This is a genomic window from Amycolatopsis sp. NPDC043885 (genome assembly GCF_056435685.1).
The window spans coordinates 354,517-375,679 of sequence record NZ_JBWKEA010000006.1; the positions used below are offsets into that span (position 1 = coordinate 354,517).

Annotated in this window: 22 protein-coding genes; 10 read left to right on the top strand and 12 right to left on the bottom strand. The window is 68.5% G+C overall.

Annotated elements, in window-relative coordinates; all coding sequences use genetic code 11:
• Positions 1-71: 71 nt before the first annotated feature.
• Together AC069I_RS21105 and AC069I_RS21110 are read left to right on the top strand one after the other, a co-directional pair.
• Positions 72-2,063 carry an SDR family oxidoreductase gene (locus AC069I_RS21105; RefSeq protein WP_478234759.1) on the top strand — a complete coding sequence of 664 codons (1,992 nt, stop codon included), beginning with the start codon at positions 72-74 and terminating at the stop codon, positions 2,061-2,063.
• Between the two features lie 118 nt (positions 2,064-2,181).
• Positions 2,182-3,300 (top strand): cell division protein DivIVA, encoded by a 1,119-nt coding sequence (locus tag AC069I_RS21110; RefSeq protein WP_478266225.1) that lies wholly within the window; start codon positions 2,182-2,184, stop codon positions 3,298-3,300.
• A gap of 84 nt (positions 3,301-3,384) precedes the next feature.
• Here AC069I_RS21110 and AC069I_RS21115 read toward each other — a convergent pair whose 3' ends face one another.
• Positions 3,385-4,710: an amidase gene (locus AC069I_RS21115; RefSeq protein WP_478266226.1), complete on the bottom strand. Its 1,326-nt coding sequence runs from the start codon at positions 4,708-4,710 to the stop codon at positions 3,385-3,387.
• A gap of 28 nt (positions 4,711-4,738) precedes the next feature.
• Positions 4,739-5,833, bottom strand: a complete 1,095-nt coding sequence (locus AC069I_RS21120) for an alkene reductase (protein WP_478266227.1) — start codon at positions 5,831-5,833, stop codon at positions 4,739-4,741.
• On the opposite strand from AC069I_RS21120, the gene AC069I_RS21125 reads away from it, so the two are divergent.
• Positions 5,832-6,314 carry a MerR family transcriptional regulator gene (locus AC069I_RS21125; protein WP_478226208.1) on the top strand — a complete coding sequence of 161 codons (483 nt, stop codon included), beginning with the start codon at positions 5,832-5,834 and terminating at the stop codon, positions 6,312-6,314. The genes AC069I_RS21120 and AC069I_RS21125 overlap by 2 nt on opposite strands.
• A gap of 6 nt (positions 6,315-6,320) precedes the next feature.
• Here the strand turns inward: AC069I_RS21125 and AC069I_RS21130 are convergent, their stop codons facing one another.
• Genes AC069I_RS21130 through AC069I_RS21140 form a run of 3 tightly spaced genes read right to left on the bottom strand, consistent with a single transcriptional unit; the run spans position 6,321 to position 7,764 of the window.
• Complete coding sequence (locus AC069I_RS21130) at positions 6,321-6,896, bottom strand: TIGR03086 family metal-binding protein (protein WP_478226404.1); 576 nt, start codon at positions 6,894-6,896, stop codon at positions 6,321-6,323.
• 5 nt (positions 6,897-6,901) lie between these two features.
• Positions 6,902-7,384 (bottom strand): SRPBCC family protein, encoded by a 483-nt coding sequence (locus tag AC069I_RS21135; RefSeq protein WP_478266228.1) that lies wholly within the window; start codon positions 7,382-7,384, stop codon positions 6,902-6,904.
• A 29-nt stretch (positions 7,385-7,413) separates the two neighbouring features.
• Entirely contained in the window at positions 7,414-7,764 is a 351-nt protein-coding gene (locus AC069I_RS21140; RefSeq protein WP_340687061.1) for an ArsR/SmtB family transcription factor, read from the bottom strand.
• Between the two features lie 288 nt (positions 7,765-8,052).
• Between AC069I_RS21140 and AC069I_RS21145 the strand changes: the two genes are divergently transcribed.
• The 4 genes from AC069I_RS21145 (at position 8,053) to AC069I_RS21160 (ending at position 12,448) form a co-directional block, all read left to right on the top strand.
• On the top strand, positions 8,053-9,294 hold the full coding sequence (locus AC069I_RS21145) for a glycoside hydrolase family 3 N-terminal domain-containing protein (protein ID WP_478226206.1): 1,242 nt from the start codon (positions 8,053-8,055) through the stop codon (positions 9,292-9,294).
• Between the two features lie 161 nt (positions 9,295-9,455).
• The gene (locus AC069I_RS21150; RefSeq protein ID WP_478266229.1) at positions 9,456-10,394 is read left to right on the top strand and encodes a CE1 family esterase; all 939 of its coding nucleotides are present in this window, start codon (positions 9,456-9,458) and stop codon (positions 10,392-10,394) included.
• 108 nt (positions 10,395-10,502) lie between these two features.
• Entirely contained in the window at positions 10,503-11,207 is a 705-nt protein-coding gene (locus tag AC069I_RS21155; protein ID WP_478226204.1) for a TetR/AcrR family transcriptional regulator, read from the top strand.
• Between the two features lie 35 nt (positions 11,208-11,242).
• Positions 11,243-12,448 (top strand): cytochrome P450, encoded by a 1,206-nt coding sequence (locus AC069I_RS21160; protein ID WP_478226203.1) that lies wholly within the window; start codon positions 11,243-11,245, stop codon positions 12,446-12,448.
• On the opposite strand, the gene AC069I_RS21165 is transcribed toward AC069I_RS21160, so the two are convergent.
• Positions 12,445-13,086, bottom strand: a complete 642-nt coding sequence (locus AC069I_RS21165) for a histidine phosphatase family protein (RefSeq protein ID WP_478226202.1) — start codon at positions 13,084-13,086, stop codon at positions 12,445-12,447. The genes AC069I_RS21160 and AC069I_RS21165 overlap by 4 nt on opposite strands.
• 97 nt (positions 13,087-13,183) lie before the next feature.
• Complete coding sequence (locus AC069I_RS21170; RefSeq protein WP_126736495.1) at positions 13,184-13,981, bottom strand: TIGR03084 family metal-binding protein; 798 nt, start codon at positions 13,979-13,981, stop codon at positions 13,184-13,186.
• 129 nt (positions 13,982-14,110) lie between these two features.
• Here AC069I_RS21170 and AC069I_RS21175 point away from each other — a divergent pair, with 129 nt between their 5' ends.
• A complete protein-coding gene (locus tag AC069I_RS21175; protein WP_478266230.1) occupies positions 14,111-14,557 on the top strand; it encodes a MerR family DNA-binding protein in 447 nt (148 codons plus the stop codon).
• A 174-nt stretch (positions 14,558-14,731) separates the two neighbouring features.
• Here AC069I_RS21175 and AC069I_RS21180 read toward each other — a convergent pair whose 3' ends face one another.
• Complete coding sequence (locus AC069I_RS21180; protein ID WP_478266231.1) at positions 14,732-15,619, bottom strand: acyl-CoA dehydrogenase family protein; 888 nt, start codon at positions 15,617-15,619, stop codon at positions 14,732-14,734.
• Positions 15,620-15,823: 204 nt separating this feature from the next.
• Positions 15,824-16,375, bottom strand: coding sequence for a DUF4190 domain-containing protein (locus AC069I_RS21185; protein WP_125674380.1), 552 nt, complete (start codon positions 16,373-16,375; stop codon positions 15,824-15,826).
• A 222-nt stretch (positions 16,376-16,597) separates the two neighbouring features.
• Here AC069I_RS21185 and AC069I_RS21190 point away from each other — a divergent pair, with 222 nt between their 5' ends.
• Complete coding sequence (locus AC069I_RS21190; protein WP_478266232.1) at positions 16,598-17,797, top strand: sensor histidine kinase; 1,200 nt, start codon at positions 16,598-16,600, stop codon at positions 17,795-17,797.
• A gap of 30 nt (positions 17,798-17,827) precedes the next feature.
• A complete protein-coding gene (locus AC069I_RS21195; protein WP_340688561.1) occupies positions 17,828-18,475 on the top strand; it encodes a response regulator transcription factor in 648 nt (215 codons plus the stop codon).
• On the opposite strand, the gene AC069I_RS21200 is transcribed toward AC069I_RS21195, so the two are convergent.
• The 3 genes from AC069I_RS21200 to AC069I_RS21210 are packed head-to-tail and all read right to left on the bottom strand — an operon-like array spanning position 18,448 to position 21,151.
• Positions 18,448-19,032 carry a DUF7010 family protein gene (locus AC069I_RS21200; RefSeq protein WP_478226199.1) on the bottom strand — a complete coding sequence of 195 codons (585 nt, stop codon included), beginning with the start codon at positions 19,030-19,032 and terminating at the stop codon, positions 18,448-18,450. The two genes, AC069I_RS21195 and AC069I_RS21200, sit on opposite strands and share 28 nt — an antisense overlap.
• Positions 19,029-19,868, bottom strand: coding sequence for an alpha/beta fold hydrolase (locus AC069I_RS21205; RefSeq protein WP_478234772.1), 840 nt, complete (start codon positions 19,866-19,868; stop codon positions 19,029-19,031). Before AC069I_RS21205 ends, AC069I_RS21200 begins: the two co-directional genes overlap by 4 nt.
• Positions 19,865-21,151 carry a sulfite oxidase gene (locus AC069I_RS21210; RefSeq protein ID WP_478266233.1) on the bottom strand — a complete coding sequence of 429 codons (1,287 nt, stop codon included), beginning with the start codon at positions 21,149-21,151 and terminating at the stop codon, positions 19,865-19,867. Before AC069I_RS21210 ends, AC069I_RS21205 begins: the two co-directional genes overlap by 4 nt.
• Positions 21,152-21,163 lie beyond the last annotated feature (12 nt).

Genomic DNA, 21,163 nt, shown 5'->3' on the forward strand with positions numbered 1-21,163 from the left:
TGGTGGTCCTCGCCGTCCTGATGCAGCAGAATGCCGGGGGACGCGGGCGAGCACGGTGAAGGGTGAGGCGAATGGCGACTTTTCTGGTGACCGGGGCGACCGGGCTGATCGGGCGCCAATTCACCCGGCTGCTGCTCACCAGGGACGACGTCGACGAGGTCGCGCTCGTCGTCCGGGCGTCCTCGCGGGACAAACTCGCCAAACTCGTGAACGCCTGGCCGCATCCGGAACGCGTCACCCTCGTCACCGGTGACCTCGGCGAGCCACTGCTCGGCGTCTCCGGGGAGGACCGTGAGCGGCTTCGCGGCGTCGATCACATCGTCCACCTCGCCGCCCTGTACGACCTCACCGCCGACGACGAAGCCAGCATCAAGGCCAACGTCGAGGGCACCGCGCAGGTGATCGCGCTCGCCGCCGATCTGAACGCGGGCTGCCTGCACCACGTGTCCTCGGTCGCCGTCGCCGGTGACCACGAGGGCATGTTCACCGAAGAGATGTTCGACGTCGGCCAGCGGCTCGTCACGCCGTACCACCGCACGAAGTTCGAGGCGGAGCGCCTCGTGCGCGAGCAGCAGGACGTGCCGTGGCGGGTGTACCGGCCCGCGGTCGTCGTCGGGAACTCCGAGACCGGCGAAATGGACAAGATCGACGGCCCGTACTACCTGTTCCCCGCGATCAGCAGGCTCGCCGGGCTGCCCGACGTGCCGATCGTCGGCCCCGACCTCGGCGACACCAATGTCGTCCCGGTCGACTACGTCGCCGAATCGCTGAACGCCCTGATCACCACGAAGGGGCTCGACGGGCGCGCGTTCCACCTGGTCAACCCGGAACCGCAGCCGGTCGTCTCGGTCTACAACGCGTTCGCGAAGGCGGCGGGTGCGCCGACCATCTCCGTACAGCTCAACGAACGCGTGTCCAAGGGCATCGTCAACCTGGTGAAACTGAGCGAGCACATCCCCGGCTTCACGATCGCGCGTGACGCCGTGCTGGAGCGGCTCGGGATCCCGCCGGTGCTGCTGGAGACCATGGCGTTCCCGTCGGTGTTCTCGTCGGCGTCGACGCGCAAGGCACTCATCGGTTCGGGCGTCGAGGTGCCCCGGATCGAGGACTACGCGCCCACCCTGTGGCGCTACTGGCGAGAGCACCTGGACCCGTTCCGCGCCCGCAAGCACGGCCCGCGCGGCGAACTGGACGGCCGTCGCGTGATCATCACCGGCGCGTCTTCGGGCATCGGCCGGGCGACCGCGATCAAGGTCGCCGCCGCGGGCGGGGTGCCGCTGCTCGTGGCACGGCGGCAGCACGAGCTCGAAGAAGTGCGGGACGAGATCATCGCCGCGGGCGGCACCGCGTCGGTGTACCCGGCCGACCTGACCGACGAGGAATCGGTGCACAAGGCCGTCGACGCGATGCTCGCCGAGCACGGCCGGATCGACATGCTCGTGAACAACGCCGGCCGGTCGATCCGGCGGTCGATCAAACTGTCGTACGACCGGTTCCACGACTACGAGCGCGCGATGGCGATCAATTACTTCGGCGCGGTGCGGCTGATCCTCGCGGTGCTGCCGCATATGTCCGAGCGGAAGTTCGGGCATATCGTCAACGTCTCGTCGATCGGCGTCCAGGGAATCGCGCCGCGCTTTTCGGCGTATGCGGCGTCGAAGGCCGCATTGGACTATTTCTCCCGGATCGCCGCGACCGAGACCCACGGCGATGGAATCACCTTCACGACCATCCACATGCCACTCGTGCGTACGCCGATGATCCGGCCGACGAAGATCTACGACGCGTTTCCGACCAAATCCCCGGATCAGGCGGCGGACATGGTGATGAAGGCGCTGAGGGAGCGTCCGAAGCACATCGGCACGCCCGCCGGGCAGGCGATCGGGCTCGCGTACACGCTCACACCGGGACTCACGGATGCCGTGGCCTACCAAGGATTCCGGGTGTTCCCGGATTCCGCGGCCGCGGGCGGCGAAGGCGGGCTCAAGATCGGGAAGGGCGAGCAGCATCTGTCTCGTGCGGCGATGGCGCTCGCCCGGCTCAGCCGCGGCTTCCATTGGTGACACTGCGCACACGGGTGGCGGCCGTTCAGGTGAGGGATCGCAGCTGAGAGCCGACACACGTCGGTGAATCACGAAGCCTGACAACGGCGACACCGGGTACGCAGGTACCGTCGTGGCCATGGTTCCCGAGCGAGACAACGGCCTGTTGCCCCTGCGGCGCGAATACACCCAGGCCTGGCACGGCTTCGACCGGAACGAAGTGCGCCAGTATCTGGATCATCTCGAAGCCCAGCTGCATCGCGTGATCACCGACCGCGACACCGCGATCGCGCAGGCGACATCGGCCACGCGCGAACTCGAAACCGTCCGCCACGAGGTGGCGAAGCTGAACGCCAGGATCGAGGAGCTGAAGAAGCCGCCGGAGCGGCTCGAAGACCTCGACGAGCGGATGCAGCGCACCGTCACGCTCGCACAGGCGCGCGCGGAAGAGATCACGAAGCGTGCCGAGGTCGCCGCCGAGAAGCACTGGGCGTCGTCGAGCGAAGCTTCGAAGAAGCTCCGTGAGCGCTACACGCGGCTCGTCGCCGAGCTGGACAAGCAGGCGGACGCGCTGCACTCAGAGCACGAATCGGCGCTCGCCGAGACGCGGGCCGAGGTCCAGCGGCTGACCGTCGAGGCCGCCCAGCGCCGGGAACTGCTGGACAACGAGGCCGAGCGCAAGCGCCGGAAGATCGAGCGCGAGTTCGATCAGACGATCGCGGCTCAGCGCGCCGCGCACGAGAAGCACATCGCCGACCAGCAGACGGCCAGCAAGAATCAGGCCGAGCGCCGGATCGCCGAGGCCACCGCGGAGGCGAAGCGCCGCATCGACGAGGCAACGGCCGAAGCCAAGCGCCGGCTCGACGAGGCCACGACGACCGCCGCCCAGCGCACGACCGCCGCCCAGCGGAAGGTCGAGCGGCTGGCGGAGATCCGCGAGCAGGCCCGCAAGAGCCTGATGCAGGCCGACGAGGTCCTGAAGGGCAGCGAGGCGATGCTCGCGGCACTGCCCGAGGAGTCGGTGATCCCGCACGCTTCGAAGCTCGTCGGTGGCGACAGCAAGGCCGAGGAGAAGAAGCCGGCGGGCAAGCCCGCCGAGCCGCCCGCCTCGAAGGCCGCCGCTCCGGCCGCCGCCAAACCTTCTCCCAAGCCCGCTCCTTCGGCGCCTGCCGCCGCTGCGCCGAAGAACGGACAGAACGAGCAGAACGGCCCGAAGTCGAACGGGCAGAAGCCGTCACCCGCCAAAACCGGCTCCTGAACAGCACGAAGTAGCAAGGGACCTTTGCTGTCACTCTCTTTTGGAGAGTGACAGCAAAGGTCCCTTGCTCCCTTCTGGGAACGGTCAGGAGGCGGTGGTGCGCGGCCAGGGATTGGCCGCTTCGAGCTGGGCGGCGAGGCCCAGGAGGAGCGCTTCCCCGCCGGGCGCGGCGACGAGCTGGACGCAGGCCGGGATGCCCGAAGGATGCACCCCGACCGGCACGGACATCGCCGGATAGCCCGCGAGATTCCACAGGCCCGCGAAGCCCGCCACACGCACGGATGGCAGCACGTTGGCGATCCACCGGCTTTCGTGCCAGGTGCGGGCCTTGAGCGGGAGCGTCGCGATCATGGGCGTGACCAGGACATCGTGGTCGGTGAAGAACTCTTCGGCACGCTCCAGCCAGCGCTCCCGGGTGCTCTCCCGGACGCGTTCGGCCATCAGCCGCCCGAGCCGGACGTGGGTGCGTGTCCGGGGCTGGAGCGCGGCGAGATCGAACTCGGCCGCTTGTTCGGCAGGGCCCGCGACCCAGCGCACCAGGAGGCCACCGATCGCTCCGGCGCTGTACCGGGGCGTGCCGGGCGCGACGGTGTGCCCTGCCGCACGGAACAGCTCTCCGGCCTGGGCGACGGCACGGCTGAACGCGCGGGGCAGCGGCGCCCTCGTCAGCGGGACCTGGGTCGACAAAGCGATGCGGGACCGCTTCGGGGTGACGAGGTCCGTCAGCCCCGGCTCTTCGGCGAGGACCGACATCAGCACGGCGGCGTCGGCCACGGTGGTCGTCATCGGACCGTGCGTGGACAGGCCGAACCAGCCGTTCTCCCCCGGTACACGGACCACGCCCTTACCCGGTTTGAGACCGACGATCCCGCACATCGCGGACGGGAGCCGAATCGACCCCAGCCCGTCCGTGCCGTGCGCGATAGGCACCAACCCGGCCGCGACGGCCGCGGCGCTTCCGCCCGACGAACCACCGGCGGCATAGGACGGATTGCGCGGATTGCGCGCTGTCCCGTCCGGATCGTCGCTCGACGGCCAGATGCACAACTCCGGCACCCGGGTCAGGCCGACGATCACCGCTCCGGCCGCGCGTAGGCGCCGCGCTATCTCACCGTCCTCTGAGGACAGCGTCGACGAACCCGCACGCGACCCCCACGAGGCGTATTCGCCTTCGATCGGCGCGACGTCCTTGACCGCGACCGGCACCCCGGCCAAGGGCAGATCCGCCAGGTCCGGACGTTCGGCGACAGCGGCTGCCTCGGTGAGTGCCTCCTCGGCCCGCACCCGGCGGAACGCACCGATCACCCCGTCCGCCGCCGCGATCCGGGCCAGCGCCTCACGGGTCACCTGGACCGGATCGAGTTCCTTGGCACGCACAGCCGCCGCGATTTCCACTGCCGTCTTGACCATCCCCGCACTGTAGAGCGGGCGGCGAAGATCAGCTGCGCGCCGAACAGGCGAACTTCGCCGAGTCCGGTTCGAACGCCGGGAAGTCGGTGTAGCCATTGAGCCTGGCGCCGTAGTAGACGGCGTGGTCCGCCCGAGCCAGCGGAGCACGGAGAGCGAAACGGGCGGGCAGATCCGGGTTCGCGATGAACAACCTGCCGAAAGCGACCACGTCGGCCAGCCCGGACTCGATCAAGGACTCACCCTCGTCCCGGGTGGTCGGCTCCTCGGACCGCAGATTCGCGATGAGCGTTCCTGGCCACAAGGGCCGCAGATGCGACAGCACCTCGGCGTCAGGAGTGTCGATGACGTGCAGGTACGCGAGCTCGTACCGGCGAAGTTCCGCCACGAGCCGTGAGTACACCTCCTTCCAGTCGCCTTCCACGATGTCGTTCTCCGGGTTTCCCGGCGAGATCCGCAGGGCGACCCTGGCCGCGCCGATCTGCTGGACCACGGCCGCCACCACCTCGAGCGGGAAGCAGAGCCGGGCGGCGACCGAGCCGCCGTAACGGTCCTCCCTGCGGTTGGTGTTGTCGGCGAGGAACTCCTGGATGAGGTAGCCGTTGGCACCGTGGAGCTCCACGCCGTCGAATCCCGCCTCGATGGCTCGCCGGGCCGCCGAAGCGAAGTCCTGGACCACCTCACCGATCTCCTCCTCGCCGAGCGCACGAGGTTCGACCGTGTCCGTCCAGCCTCCGGCCGAGAAGATCCGCCCGGCCTGCTGGACCGCCGACGGCGCCACCGGCGTCCGGCCCATCACTCCGGGGTGAGTGACCCTCCCCGCGTGCCAGAGCTGCGCGAAGATGCGGCCGCCCTTCTCGTGCACGGCCGCCGTCACCGCGCGCCATGCCTCGGCCTGTTGCTCTGTCGCCAGCCCTGGAATACCGGGGCCGCTCTTGCCGGTCCGGTTCACCCAGACACCTTCACTCACGATCAAACCGGCGCTCGCGCGCTGCGCGTAGTACTCGGCCGTCAGTGGATGCGGTAGGCCGGTGACATCGTCCGCGCGCCCCCTGGTCATCGGGGCCATCGCCATGCGGTTCGTCAACTGGAGCGCGGTACCGCGGAATACTTCGAGCAGCCTCATGAACGCGAAGCTAAACCCTGACGCCGACGTCACGGTCAACCTCGGTTCCCGCGGCTACTGTGGACTCATGCAGATCGGTGAACTGGCGAAGCGAACCGGGGTGAGCGTCCGCTCGTTGCGGTACTACGAAACGGAAGGCCTGCTGACTCCCGCTCGATGCGGCAACGGCTACCGGGCCTTCACCGAAGAAGACGTCGCCAGGGTCCTGCAGATCCAGCTCTTCTATTCGGCCGGGTTGTGCAGCGGCAAAATCGCGGAACTCCTTCCGTGCGTTTCCGGGGACCACACGCATTTGGTGCCCTCGCCGGAGATGACCGGCGAACTGGAGATCGCCAGGACTCGGATCCAGAACCAGATCTCCTTGCTCACCACCTCTCTGTCGGTTCTGGAACGTGTCCTGGCCGCGGCCAAGGGAACCGATACCGCCGAGGTACCTGTTCCTTCCCGGCCCGTCCGGCGACACCGCGGGATCCATGTCTGATCCGTGTCAGGCGTTCGGGTCCCGGCCCATCAGGCCGAGCAGCCTGTCCTGCAGGGGCGCGTCTTCGGGCACTTTCACTTCGGGACCGAAGACGACGATGCCGGGCCCGAACGCTCCGGGAATCCTCATCTGATCGGGGATCGCCTGCGCCGCCGGCCACATCCGGGCGATCTCCTCCGGATCGATCGTGTCGTCCTGCCCGGTGGCCCGGGCCAGATCCCAGCCGTGGATCACCATGTCGGCACTGACGACCTGGTCGATGTGCTGTTCCGCGGTCATCTTCCCCGTCGGTGTCTCGTGTTCCGTGGCCGCGAGCACGGGATCGGCGAGGACGGCTTCGACATCGGCCCGCGCGGCACGGAAGGCGCCCAGCGGGTCGTCCAGGAGCGATGGCGCCGGCCCGAGGTCACGCCCGAAGGGGCGAAGCATCGCGCCGTGCATGTCGACGATGTGCCCGACGACATCCCTGGCGTTCCACTCTTCACACGGAGATCCGCTCTCCCACTGCCCGGCTTGGACGGCGGCGACCTTGCTCTCGAAGGCGTCGGCCCGGACGCGATATCGGTCCGCGATGGCGGTCATCGTGTTCACGCCCCCACCGGAGCGGCCAGGAACTCGGCCAGCTTGCCGAAGCCCTCGCCGATGCCCCGTTCCATCCCGGATTCGAGAACGGCGTCCCGGACCCGCTTCGAGCCGTACCGCACCACCTGGGTCAGCGTGGTGGCCCCTTCGTGTTCGACCAGCGTCAGAGTCGCCAAGGCCTGGCCTTCCGACGCCTCACAGTCCTCGTTCGTCTCGAGGGAGACGAGCCTTTCCGGACGGTCGATCTCCTGGTAGACGCCCTGCAGCACCATGTCCGTCCCGCCGTGGCGCAGCCGGTAGCGCCACCTGCTGCCGACCCGCAGGTCGATCTCGCATTCGACGACCTCGCAGCCGCGCGGACCGAACCAGCGGCGCACCAGTTCCGGTTTGGTCCACGCGTCGAACACCAGCGTCCTCGGCGCGTCGAAGGACCTCGTCATGACGATCTCGAGATCGCCGGATTTCGTCACGCTGAGAGTTCGTCCCATCGTGCTGTTCCTTTCCGCTCGTGCGGTGGTCAATCGGTCTCTGGACGGCGTTCCGGGTGCCGCATCTCCCCGTCGAGGACGAGATCCAGCTCCGAGAAGGCCTCGTCCCAGTAGCGGCGGTAGCCGCCGAGCCATTCGTTCGCGTTCTTCAGCGGCTGAGCCACCAGCCGGCAGGGGCGGCGCTGGGCATCACGCCCCCTTGCCACCAGCCCCGCCCGCTCCAGCACCTTCAGATGCTTGGAGATGGCGGGCTGGCTCATCGCGAAGGGTTCGGCCAGCTCCGTCACCGTGGCCTCGCCGTGCGCGAGCCGCGCGAGGATCGCGCGGCGGGTGGGGTCGGCGAGTGCCGCGAAGGTGACATCGAGCAGATCCTGTGCCACGGTCGCCCGCCTTCCTGTTCCTGGGTTCGAGCAGGTCTCACGAGTTCGAGTTCTCACGATCTCCTCCCCCGTCGCCTACCCGGGGAGGAGATGGATAACCTTGCGGTTCCATAACCATGTGGTAATCTACGGCGGAGCGGATCCAGTTGTCAAGCACGAACACCGGCTTGACCAGAGAGAACACGATCCGGAAGGAGGTGAAGCCGAACGCCCTGCCCGACGCGGTCACGCATCAAAGGGCACGCGAGCGCGTACGAAAGGGCAACTGGGGTTACCGTCGACACCGGCATGGACGACGAACGAAACGAGCCGATGAACTCCGGGCGACCGAAGACGACGAAGCGGTGGGCGGCCGTCATCCTGGGAGCCGCCACCGTCCTGGCCACCAGCGTGCAGTGCGGTACGGCGAACGACGGGGCCGGATCCGCGCAGCCAGCGGGAACCGTACCTCCGCCGCGCGGCAGTGCCGCTTCAAGCCAGCCCGCCTCCAGCAAGCCCACGCCCTCGCCGTCACCGAGGGCGGAGCAGGCGCCCGTTCCAGGCTGCGAAGCCGTCATCGCCGGGATGAGCCCCCGGCAGCGGCTGGCCCAGCTGGTGGTGGTCGGCGTGAACGCCGGCGACCCGCAGGCGGCGGTGAAGCTGGTGCGCGACCAGCAGGTCGGCGGGATCTTCCTCGGCGGCAACGAGACGGCCCTGTTGCGGAACCGCGCACTGGACGACGTCCAGCGCGCCGCGAAGGTCCCGGTGTCGGTCGCGATCGACGAAGAAGGCGGCCGTGTCCAGCGGATCGACGCCCTCGACGGCGACATGCCGAGCGCCCGGAAGATGGCCTCGACACTGACGCCGGCGCAGGTACGGGCGAAGGCGGCCGAGCGAGGACGGCAGATGCGAGCCCGCGGTGTCACCGTCGACTACGCGCCCGACGCCGACATCACCGACCAGCCGGACCGCGACATCGTCGGCGACCGATCGTTCGGCGCGGCCCCGGAAACCGCGCGCAAGTACGTCCTGGCGTTCGCGCAGGGCCTGCGGGACGCGGGGGTGCAGCCGGTGCTGAAGCATTTCCCCGGGCACGGGCACGCCACGGGGGATTCCCACAAGGGACTGGTACGAACGCCGCCGCTCGCCTCGCTGCGCAAGGTCGACCTGGTGCCGTACCGCGACATCGGCGAGTACGGCGAGATCGGCGTCATGGTCGGACACCTGGACGTGCCCGATCTGACCGGCGGCACCCCGTCGACCCTGTCGGCACCGGCGTACCGGCTGCTGCGGAAGGACTACGCGTTCAACGGCCCGGTGATCACCGACGATCTCGGGGCGATGAAGGCGATCACGGCGCAGTACCCGCTCCAGACGGCCGTGCTCAAGGCCCTGCAGGCGGGAGCGGATCAAGCGTTGTGGTCCTCCGGCGGCAACGTCGGGACGGTGCTGACCACCCTGGAGCAAGCGCTCGCGTCCGGCGACCTCCCGGCCGCCCGGGTCGACGAGGCCTTGACCCGCGTGCTCGCGGCGAAACGCGCCTGCGGCTGACCTGCGACCGGCTGGACACCCCTGGATCCTCGGCGAGCCCGATCGGCACGCCCGCCAGAGGTGACGGAAAGCGGTCCGAAAACTCAATGAACACAATGCTGACCGGGCCCGCGGCAGGAGTGACCCTGACCACGCCCTGCCGCCCGATCAAGGAGGATCGCGTGCCTGGTCCCACGAAGTACCTGCGTCGTCTCGCGCTGACTGCCGCCGCCGCTGCCGGACTGAGCCTGTTCGCCGCCCCGACGGCGTCGGCCGCACCATCGCCGATCGATCACCCGGTGCGGACGACCGGCTGCCAGCGTCCGTCCCCGGTTCCCGCCGGGACGACGACGCTGCGGACGCTGACGTCCGGCGGCCTGCTCCGCGAGTACACGGTGCACGTTCCGCCTCAGTACCGGCCGTCCCGGCCGTACCCGCTGGTGTTGTCCTTCCACGGCCACAAACGCACGTCGAAATACCAGGAGGAGCTATCCGGATTTTCCGCGTATGACGCGATTTCCGTCTATCCGCAAGGACTTCCGGGAACGGACGGCGAATCGGCATGGACCGGCGCGCCGTACTCGGCCGCAGCCGACGACGTGCTCTTCACCAGCGATCTGCTGAACACGCTCCAGCGTGAACTGTGTGTCGACTCCCGCCGGATCTACGCGACGGGCAAGTCGAACGGCGGCGGGTTCGTCGGTGTCCTCGCTTGCCGGATGCCGGGCCGGATCGCGGCGTTCGCACCCGTCGCGGGCGCGTTCTACCCGCAGGGCGGCGAATGCCACCCGTCGCGTCCCGCCCCGATTCTCGATTTCCACGGCACGGCCGACGCGACGATCCCCTACGCCGGGAATCCCGCCAAGGGCCTGCCGGCGCTGCCGGACTGGCTCGCCGCGTGGGCGGACCGGAACGGCTGCTTCCCGCATCCGATCCGGTATTCGCCGGAAACCGACGTCACCGTTCAGCGCTGGCTCGGTTGCTCGCTGCAGCACTACCGGGTCGAAGGTGCCGGGCACGTCTGGCCGAGCACCGCGCCGAACAACGACTCCGTCACTCCGACCGTCATCGACGCGACTCCGGTCATCTGGAAGTTCCTGCTCGCCCACCGTCTGCGTTAAGAAACTCGTCGATTCCCTTGCCGGACCGGCACCCCCGGGGCTACCGTCTAACTGACCGGATGACCAGATGAGCAAATCTGGTCACGAAGTCAGAGATGGGGAGCGCACGTGGCAGAACGTCCGGACCGCACCGCCGGTCGCGCCGATCGCATCCTCGACGCGGCCGGCGTCCTGCTGACGCGGCTGGGCTATCGCAAGGTGACCATCGAGGACATCGCGAGTCAGGCGGGCATCGGGAAGGGCACGATCTACCTGCACTGGCCCACCAAGGAAACCCTCTTCCACGCGTTGCTCCTGCGTGAATCCCTCCGGGCCGCCGAGAATCTCCTTGCCCGGCTGGACGAAGATCCGGCGGAAGTCGTCCCACACCGGTTCCATCGGGCGGTCTTCCTCCATACCCAGCGGAACCCGTTGCTCGGCGCGCTCATCACCGGCAACACCGAACTGCTGGGCCGGTTGAAGAAACATCCTTTGCAGGATCAGGACGCGGTCGTGAGCGAGCGCTACCTGAAGACGATGACGGACCGCGGCCTGCTGCGCGACGACATCCCGAACCTGCTCTTTTCCCTGCGCGCCTCGTCGCTGGGGTTCTACCTGATGGACAGCTTCATCGCCGACGGCGCCGACCTCGACTCCGAGGAGAAGGCCGACGCTCTCGCGCACATCATCCGGACGGCGTTCGAGCCGCCGGAGCCGCCGTCCCCGGCGAACGTGGCCGCCACCGCGGCCGAAGTGATCCAGGCGTTCCAGGATCTGATCTCGTCCTATCGCGCCTGGATCTACCGGAAGGACGGCCCCGAGGAGCCCGCTTGATCCGGGCTCTCCACCACTGAAGAAGGGGGCAAGCCATGACCACGATCGCCGAAAACTGGGGCGTCCACGAAGGCCAGTTCTGGCTTCGAGAGGAGTTCCCGGCCGAGCCGGTCCGTTTCGATTCCGAGACGGGCATGTGGAACGTCTACGGCCACGCAGAGGCGCTGAAGACCCTGAGTGATCCCAAGGTGTTCTCCTCCGACACCACCCGGCTGATCCCCGAGGAGCTCTCACCGGACAAGGACCTGTTCGTCGAGGGCAATCTGCTCGTGATGGACCCGCCGGATCACAAGAAGCTGCGCACGCTGGTGAGCCACGCCTTCACGCCGAAGGTCGTCGCGGATCTCGAACCGCGGATCGCCGCGCTGACGAACGAACTCCTCGACACCGTCGACGGCGCGGACTCGATGGAACTGGTGACCCATCTGGCCTACCCGCTGCCGGTGATCGTCATCGCCGAACTGCTCGGCATCCCGGCGAGCGATCGCGACCTGTTCAAGGAATGGGTCGACACGTTGCTGCGGAACAGCCAGCAGCGGTCACTGATCAAGCAGACCGAGGAGGACAAGAAGGCCGCCGAGGAAACTGCCGCACAGATAAAGAACCTGGTGAACTACCTTGCCGAGCATGTCGACGACCGGCGGCGGAACCCGCGCGAAGACCTGCTGACCAAACTCGTCGAAGCCGAGGTCGACGGCGCGAAACTCACGCAGAACGAAGTCGTCAACTTCGCGAACGTGCTGCTGCTCGCCGGGCACATCACCACCACGATGCTGCTCGGGAACACGGTTCTGTGCCTGGATTCCCATCCGGAGGAGTACCGGCGTGTCCGCGAGGACCGGGCACTGCTGCCCGCCGCCATCGAGGAATCGTTGCGTTTCCTCAGCCCGTTCGCCCTCGTCGCCCGCGCCACGACGACCGAGGTCGAACTGGGCGGCCAGACGATCCCGCCGGACAGCATGCTCGGCATCTGGGTCGCGGCGGCGAACCGGGATCCGCGTGCGTTCACGGATCCCGGCACCTTCGATCCGGCGAGGGCGCACAACCCGCACCTGGCCTTCGGCCGCGGGATCCATTTCTGCATCGGCGCCCCGCTCGCCAGGCTGGAAGGGAAGACGGCGCTCAACATCCTGCTGGACCGCTTCCCTGATCTGCGCACCGATCCGGCCGCTCCGCCGTCGTTCATCCCGAGCCCGAACATGACCGGGGTGAACAAGCTCCAGCTGTTGCTGAAGCCCTAGCGGTCCGCGTACCGGGACGCGAGCGGGACCACCACTCGCGGAACCCGCTTCCCGGGTGTGTACCGCAGTTCGGTGATGTTGCCGTTCGGCACGAGGTAGGTGTCGGCGAACGTGCGGAATCCGCGCATGGCCTCGCTGTCCGGCGTGGTGATCCCGGTCAGCAACGACCACATGACCGCGCGGATGAAGAGCCCGTGCGTGAAGACCGCGATCGGCCCGGGTTCGCTGTCTCCCAGCCGCGCCAGGAAATCCTGGGTCCGGGTGAAGAGCGCCGCGAAGGATTCCGCGCCGTTCACCGCGTGGTGCGGATCGGCACGGGACCAGTAGGCCTCCGTGTACGGCTTACGGGTGACGGTGGTGGTGACCTGTCCATGGAGTTCGCCGAGAAAGGTGAACTCCTGGACAGGCCACTCCTCACGCTCCGCACCGGGGAACCGCTCGATCGTCGGCTGGGCGGTCTGCCGTGCCCGCAGGAACGGCGACGTCACGATCAACCGAGGCGGTTCGGACAGCGAGTCCGCGATTTCGAGGGCTTGCCGTCTGCCGAGTTCGGTCAGCGCCGAAGCCCCCGGCTCCCCGCCGGGAAGGCCCGCGTTGGACTCGCTTTCCCCATGCCTGATCAGCCACACTCGTGTCACGATCGCCTCCTAGACCCCGTGTGCATCGACGATCGCACCGAGTGCGAGTTGATCGCGACTTCCAGGATGCCCCATCACCGCGGAAATGACGGGACTCTCAACGGCCGAACTGTCCCGGCGAGCGCCCCTCGCCCGCCGGACCGCGGTACGCCTGCGCGATGTCCAGCCACTGGTCGGCCAGCGCGCCCTCGGCACGGACGTCGAGATCGTCGCGGTGACGGCGCCGCGTGACCAGGAGGCAGAAGTCCTCCGCGCTCCCGGTGATCCGCTCCGGCGAGTCCTCGGGGCCGAACGTCCACAACTGCCCGGACGGCGAGGTGATCTCGAACCGGAACTCCTGCTCGGGCGGGGTCAGGCCGCGCGCCTCGTAGCCGAAGTCCCGCACCCGGACCGCGAAGCCGACGAGGTACGCGAGCCGGTCCGTCCGCTCCGGCCGCACACCCAGCGCGTCCGCGACGTCCTGGCCGTGCGCGAACAGCTCCATCATCCCGGCGCAGGCGAGGATGGCCGGCGGCAGCGGGTTGACCAGCCACGGGACGACCTGGTCCGCCGGGACCGCGGCGAGCGCCTTGATACCGGCGTCGCGTTCGGCGCGCCAGCGGCTCAGCAGGACCTCGTTGGGGTCGCCGAGGTAGTCGTCGAGGGCCGCGTTGACGGCGGCGTCGAACCCGCGCGCCATCGACGATTTCGCGAGTTCGGCGAAGGCCCGGGGCTCGGCCGCGGACAACCCGGCGATCTTGAAGATGAACGCGAGATGCGCGATCTGGTGTTTGACCGACCAGCCCGTCGCGGGCGTCGGCAGATCCCATCCCGCGTCGTCGAGGCCGGCCACCAGGGCATCGACCTGTTCACCCTCCGTGGTGAGGTCCCTGATCACGTTCCGGAAGTCAGTCACCGTGCCGTCCTCTCGCCGTTTCCACCCTCTCGAATGATGCGGACGCGCCTGGCCGTCGTCTTCTCTTCGTGAGCGCCATCGGAATCCGGACTTGATTCTGGAGCCGAGTCCAAGTTCTACCCTCGCATCATGCGAACCGAAGCGACGAAGGCGCTGACGGCGTTGACCATGTCCGAGGTGACCTCCCGCGCCGGCGTGCGGCCGGACACCGTGCGTTACTACGAGCGCATCGGCCTTCTGCCCACACCCGCGCGGACGACCGGTGCCCACCGGCGCTACGACGAGGGCGTCATCGAGAGGTTGCGGTTCATCCGCGGCACCCAGCGGCTCGGGCTGATGCTGACGGAGATCGGTGACCTGCTGAGCGTGCGTGACACCGGCGTATGCCCGTGCGAACCCGCCGAAACCATGCTGGAACGCCATCTCGCCGAGATCGAGGCGGAGATGGCGCGGCTCGGCGAGCTGCGCGCCGAACTCACTTCCATGCTGTCCGGGATGTCCGGCGAGAACTGCGCCGATCCGGTTCCCGGCGCCTGGTGCCCGCCCGGCTGCGACCCCGAGGGAGGAGGTGGATGACCATGCGGAACGACGACTGGTGCGATTGCGACTGCTGCGGCAGCGGCTGCTGCTGACCCGCTTCGGCGGGACCGGCCGGGCTTGACGTCACCCGGCCGGCCATCCGAGGTCAGTCCTGCGGCAGGAGCACCGTCTTCCCGATCCGGTCTCTGCGGACTTCGGCCGAGTAGGCCATCAGGCCGCCCACCTGCGTGTCCGGAACAGCCGCTGGATCGGCGAAGTGCGCAGGAAGCCCGAACCGCCACCGGCTTTCAGCGCCAGCTGCGCGACTTCGCGGGCGATGTCGTTCGCGAGCACCTTCGCCGTCATGGTCGCGGGCAGGAACTCCGGTGAATTCCGGTCCGCCAGCCACGCCATGTTCCGCGAGTACACGCGCGCGGCTTCGAGACGGGCGTGGACGTCCGCGGCTTCGAACTGGAGCCATTGCATTTCGGCGAGTGGCTGCCCGGTCGCGGGGATGACGTGGCTTCGGGCGTGCGAGACCAGAGCTTCCTCCACCGCGTCGGCGATCCCCAGTGACAGGAACGCGAGGCCTGCCGCGATGTGGTTCGGGCGACGCTCGGCCGAGGGCGGGCACCTGCGGTCCTCCCGCAGGAGGGTCCCTTCGAAGGAGACGAGCTGGCTTCGGCTGGCGCGCAGGCCCATCGTGTCCCAGATGGACACGAAGGTCATCGTGTCGTCCGGCGAGACGCCGAAGAACGTGGGCTCGCCGCCGACGAGCGCGTTGACCAGGAAATGGTCGGCGGCATCACAACCGGAAACGAACCGCTTGGCGCCGGTGAGCCGGTATCCGCCGTCGCCGGGCTCGGCGCTCTGCTGCGGCATCAGGAACATGTTGCCGCTGCTCGGTTCCGAAAGCGCGTTGGCGAACCGCTTGCCGCCGATGAGTTCTTCGGCATAGAAGCGCCCCACGTCGGGAGCGGACAACTGGGCCAGCCCGACCGCGGCACCGATGTGCATCACCCAGACGCACGCGGTGGACGAACAGGCGGCGCTGAGAATACGGACGATCTCGCCGTAGCTCCGATAGCTGAGGTCCTCGCCGCCGAACTCCGCGGGCAACGTCGCCCTGTCGCGGGCAAGGCGTGAAGGCTGGCGATGGGCAGCTCGGCCGTTTCGTCGAACTCGGCGGCGTTCGCGGCGAAGTCCCTCGCCAGTTCGGTGACGGTTTCGATCCAGTGACGTTCGTGGGCGCATCATGCCGGAAGCGCGAAGGCCTCCTCGCCACCCCGAGAATGGCGAAGGAGGCCTTTCACGGTCCGGCCGTCACACTCCGGTGCAGGCGGCCATGGCGAATTCGCCCGAAGCGGTCTTGGTCGAAACGACCGCGCCGTCGACGGTGATCTTGCAGGTGACGGATCCACCGGTCTCGCCCGTGGTCACCGTGAGCGTCCCGCCCTTGTAGACGCCCTTGTTCTCGACTTCCTTGTTCCACGGCAGCGCCGGAACGGTCTCGGTGGTTGGGTTGAGGACCTCGCCGTAGATGACCTCGACGTTCGTGGCGTCACCGGTGACTTCGTAGGAAACCTTCGCGGTGCGGTTGATTTCGTTGTTGACCTCGTTGACCGCCGCGTTGAACACGAAGATCCACACCACGCAGACCACGAGCCCGAGCGCGGACAGGGCGATACCGGTGATGGAGAGCCCCTTGTTGGAGGCCTTCCCGTTCTTGACGCGGATCAGCCCGATGATCGAGAAGATCAGGCCGAGGATCACCAGCGGCCACGCGATGACGCCGACGAACGGGATCGGGGAGAAGACCAGCCCCACCAGGCCGAGGACGAAGCCCGTGACGCCGATGCCGTTGCGGGGAGGCATCGGGCTGGCGGGGGCTTGCGGGGCCGGCGTGTAGGGGGTTTGCTGGGTCACGGGGATTTCCTTTCCAACGGGATGAACGAGGCGGCATACAACCAGCGATCGCGAGGCGGCCGCGTCGTCCTCGGCGCGTGAACCCGTTACGACGAAAGTCGTAATTCGCGCGCTTCGAAGGATCGGTTCCGCTGATGTGGGTGACCTGGCCTGCTTGCGTACGCTCAGCGCATGGCAAGGCGTGTGCTCGGTGTGGTGCTCACCGTGGTGGCGGTCGCGGCGTGCGTGATCAGCAGCATTTTCGTCTTCAGCGCCCAGGGCTATCTTCCGGCGACGAGAGAGTTCGACCCGACGTGGTGGTCCACGCTCGGCTTCTTCACCGGGATCGCGGGGGCGGTCATGCTCTGCTGGCGGCACAAATGGCCGGAACTCGTCCTCGGCATCGCCTTGGTTCCGCCGCTTTGCTTCCGCTCCGACGCGCTGGCCGCGTTGGTCGCCCTCGCCGCTTTGGCCGCGCACCGCCGCGACCGTCTCCTGTGGATCGGGTCCGTACTGGTCTACATCGCGACGGCGTGGGCGTTGTTCGGCGACGCCAACCGCCATCCCGATGTGACCGTCGCCGGGCAGATCGTCGGAAAGCAGCTGTCCGCGGTGCAGGTGATGGGGACGCTGACGGTCGCCGTCGTGATGACGGCCGTACCGCTCACCGTCGGGGTCGTCCGGGGGATGCAGGGCACGATCGCGATCCGCGAGGCCAAGGAAGAGGAACTCCGCGCCGAAATGACCCGCCGCGCGGAACGCACCCGGATCGCGCGCGAGATGCACGACGTCCTCGGGCACCGGCTTTCCCTGCTTTCGCTGCAGGCCGGCGCGCTCGAGGTCAGCAAGGGACCCGCGACGACGGAAGCGGCGAAGACCGTCCGCACGACGGCCCGCCAATCGCTCGAAGATCTGCGGCAGGTCATCGGCGTCCTGCGCGATGGCCAGGGTTTCGGCGAGAACGGCGAGAACGGATCCCATCCGGAGCCACCGCAGCCGACGCTGGCGGACATTCCCGAGCTGGTCGCCAACGCGCGGCGGGCCGGATTGAGGGTCAACGTGACGATCCTGCTCGACGACGCGGGCGGCGCACCGGCCTTGCTCGGCACGACCGCGTATCGGATCGTCCAGGAGTCGATGACCAACATCCTGAAGCACGCCCCGGGAGCGGCGGCCGAGGTTTCGGTTCGCGGAGGCCCCGGGAACGGGCTCACCGTCGAGGTCGTCAATCCGCTGCCCGCGACGGCGGCGGCGGGCAAGCCGCCAGGTACCGGCGCGGGACTGACCGGGATCGGCGAACGGGTCACGCTGATCGGCGGGAACGTCAGCGCCGGCCCCACCGAAGAGGGCACATTCGCCGTCCAGGCTTGGCTACCGTGGGGACACCACTAACCTGTCCGGGTGAACCAGCGCCCACTGCGAGTGCTGCTCGTCGACGACGACCCGCTCGTGCGAACCGGTTTGTCGATGATCCTGTCCAGCACGGGCGACATCCAGGTCGTCGCGGAAGCCGGCGACGGGGACGAAGCCGTGCCGAAGGTGAGCATGCACGCGCCCGACGTCGTGCTGATGGACATCCGGATGCGGCGGATGAACGGCCTCACCGCGACCGCCGCCGTCACCGCGCTGCCCAATCCGCCGAAGGTTCTCGTTTTGACCACTTACGACCTCGACGAATACGTCTTCGACGCGCTCGGCGCGGGCGCCAGCGGGTTCCTGCTGAAAGAGGGTTCACCGCAGGAGATCATCGACGCGGTGCGGGTGGTCGCGGCGGGCGAGGCGATGCTTTCGCCGCGGACGACACGGAAGCTCATCGGGCACTTCGTCGCGACCAGGACGAGTCCTCGCCGTCATCGGGCGCGAGCCGGACTGAGCACGCTGACCGAACGCGAGCGGGAGATCGTCACCGCCGTCGCGCAGGGCGGGACCAACGCCGAAATCGGCGCGGCACTGCACCTGAGCGAAGCGACGGTGAAGACCCACATCACCCGGATCTTCGCGAAACTCGACGCGGCCAACCGGGTCCAGCTGACGATCTTCGCCTACGAAGCCGGGCTTGTCGCTCCCTGACGGTCCGTAGCGAACAACCCGGCGACGACGGTCACCCAAAGGACCACCGCGCCGCCGAAGCCCGGCACGAGCTGCCAGGCCGCCGCCCAGCCCGCGATCGCGAGCACGGCGGCCAGCACGGCGACGCCGCACAACACGGCACTCAGCACCAGGAAACGCCGCGAACCGAACAATTTCGCGAACGGCACGAAGTGCAGGCCGACCACGAAGAGCACCCACGCGGGCACGGCTTCGGGAATTTCGAAGACCGCCGACAGCACCCGTGCCCCGGCGAAGATCCCCACCAGCATGAGCACCACGGCGATCCCGTACCGCCTGCCGAACGGGCTTTCCTCCCGGCCACCGCCCGCGGGCAGCCCGGTGCCCCGGCGGGCGGTCAGGACGAGCCGGCCTGCCAGTCCCAGGACCACGGCGACGCCCACGACGACGAGCGGCGTCGATCCGCCGGAGACGGAGGACGCGCCGAAGAACCACCACCCGGCACCGAATCCCACGCCGATCGCGGAACTGATCAACAGGGTGATCAGATGTCCTTTGGTGAACTGTGCGTCCGTCATCGCGCGAGGCCGGCGAGGACTACGGCGGCCTCCTGCGGGTGGATGAGGAACCGGACGTGGCTGCTCACGAGCGATCGCACGTCGGTCGGGTTGTCCGGGGTGAGCGCGTCCGCCTCCTCGATGAACCGGTCCTGCAGCGCGAGCGGCATCGACCGGTCCTCAGTGAGCCTGATGTAGGTGCGCGGGATCCGGCCCCACGTGGCGGCGTCGGCGAGTTCGGTCCCGGCGTCGAGGCTCTCGTCCGGCTCGAGGGTGTTGAGGTAGGCGAAGAACTCCTGCTCGGTGCCGTCTTCGAGCATCGCGGTCTTCAACCCGGCCAGCAGCGCGGGATCGGCGGTGCGCCAGTTCATCCGGAGCGCGCCGAGCGTCGCGGGATCGGCGACGACGACACCGCCGACGTCATTGAGCGCGCTGCTCGCGTACTCGGGTCCTTGCATGTACTCGCCCACCGTCGCGTCGACGCAGCACCACGCGGAGATGTAGACGATCCGGTCGATCAGTTCCGGGACAGCGTTGCCGACGCCGGTGAGCGTGACCCCGCCGCGGCTGTGCCCGACCAGGATGACCGGCCCGTGCTCGGCGACCTTGCGCACGACGTCCACCACCTGCTCGACAGCCTCGGCCAGCGTGGCACCCGCCTGGTTCGACGGCGCCGTGGCCAGCGCTTCGAGGTCCTGCGGCGCCTGGTAGGCGGCGTGGAAACCGGCGGCGAAGCCGTGGCCGGGAAGGTCGACGGCCAGCGTGCGGTGGCCGAGCAAAGCGAGCTCACGTTGCAGTGGGCCCCAGGTGAACGAGGCACTGCTGGAACCGTGCACGAAAACGTAGGTCGAAGTCACGGTTCGTATCCTGACATCCCGGCTTTGCCCGGATGGCGCTCAGTTCGCGATGAGCACCTGGCCCGCCCGTCGAACCGGTAGCCCTGGGCGTTGTGCGGAGCGACCTCCGGCTGGGTGACACCGGTGATGTCCGTGGCCCGCGCACGCAAGGTGTGGGTACCGGGAACGCCGGAGCGCCAAGGGATCTCCCAGCGTTGCCAGCCTCGATCGGCCGCCGCGCCCACGAACTTCGCCTGCCGCCAACCGGCACCGGTGTCGACCTCGACGCGCCGGATCCGGCCGTTTCCCGACCACGATCGGCCGCGCAGCACCTGCCTGCCGCCCGCCACGAACTCGGCATTCCAGGGCAGTTCGAAAGCGCTCTTGACCACCTGTCGGGTGACGACCGTGCCATCGGCCGGATAGTCCGGCCCGAGCAGCCGGTAGTACTGCGTGTTCCATGGCGACACCAGTGGCGTGTCCGAGACTTCGATGCGCCCCAGCCATTTGATCGACGAGATCCCTACCCAGGACGGCACGACGAGCCGCACCGGATGGCCGTGGTCCGGCGGCAGCGGACGTCCGTTCATCTCGTACGCCAGCAAAACGTCCTGCAAGGCCTTCGCGATCGGCAGCGGGCGGCGAACCTTCCCCAGGTTGACCCCGCCGGTGACATAGTCGGCGTCCAGTCCCTCCGGCAGGACGTCCACCGCGTGCCGCGTCAATCCCGCCTTGGCCAGCACGGTGGAGAGCCGGACACCGCGCCAGCGCGCGACCCCGATCGCGCCGAGCTTCCACGCCGTGCCGGACACCACCTGCCCTTGCTGGCTGCTGAAGAAACTCCGTCCGTTGCCCGCGCATTCGATCGCGGAAGTGATCGTCTCCGCGGGCAACCCGAGCAAGTCTCGGTAGCTGAACTCGACCGGCCCTCCACGCAGCCCGGTCCCGAAGAGCTTCAGCCGCCAGGTGCCGGCGTCGATCGACGGTGTGGCGGTGTGGTTTCGCACGAAGAACCGTTCGACCGGCGTCAGATAGCCCTGCCCGCTCAGCGCCTCCCAGCGCGTCTCGGCGTTGGTGCCGTAGACCTCGAAGATCTCCGGCTGCAAGGGTTTCACGATCGGCGTGGCCGCCGACGCCGTTCCGGCCGGAAACGTGTCGAACGCCGTCAGCGCGAGTGACCCACCGGCCGCCAGCCGAAGCAGGCCGCGCCGCGACATCCCGCCACCCCTCGCCTCCCCCGCGCGCCACTGGGCGAGCCGAGCGCGGTCGTAGGCGGCTTCGTCGGTCAGGCCGGTTCCGGTCATGCGGGTCATTGT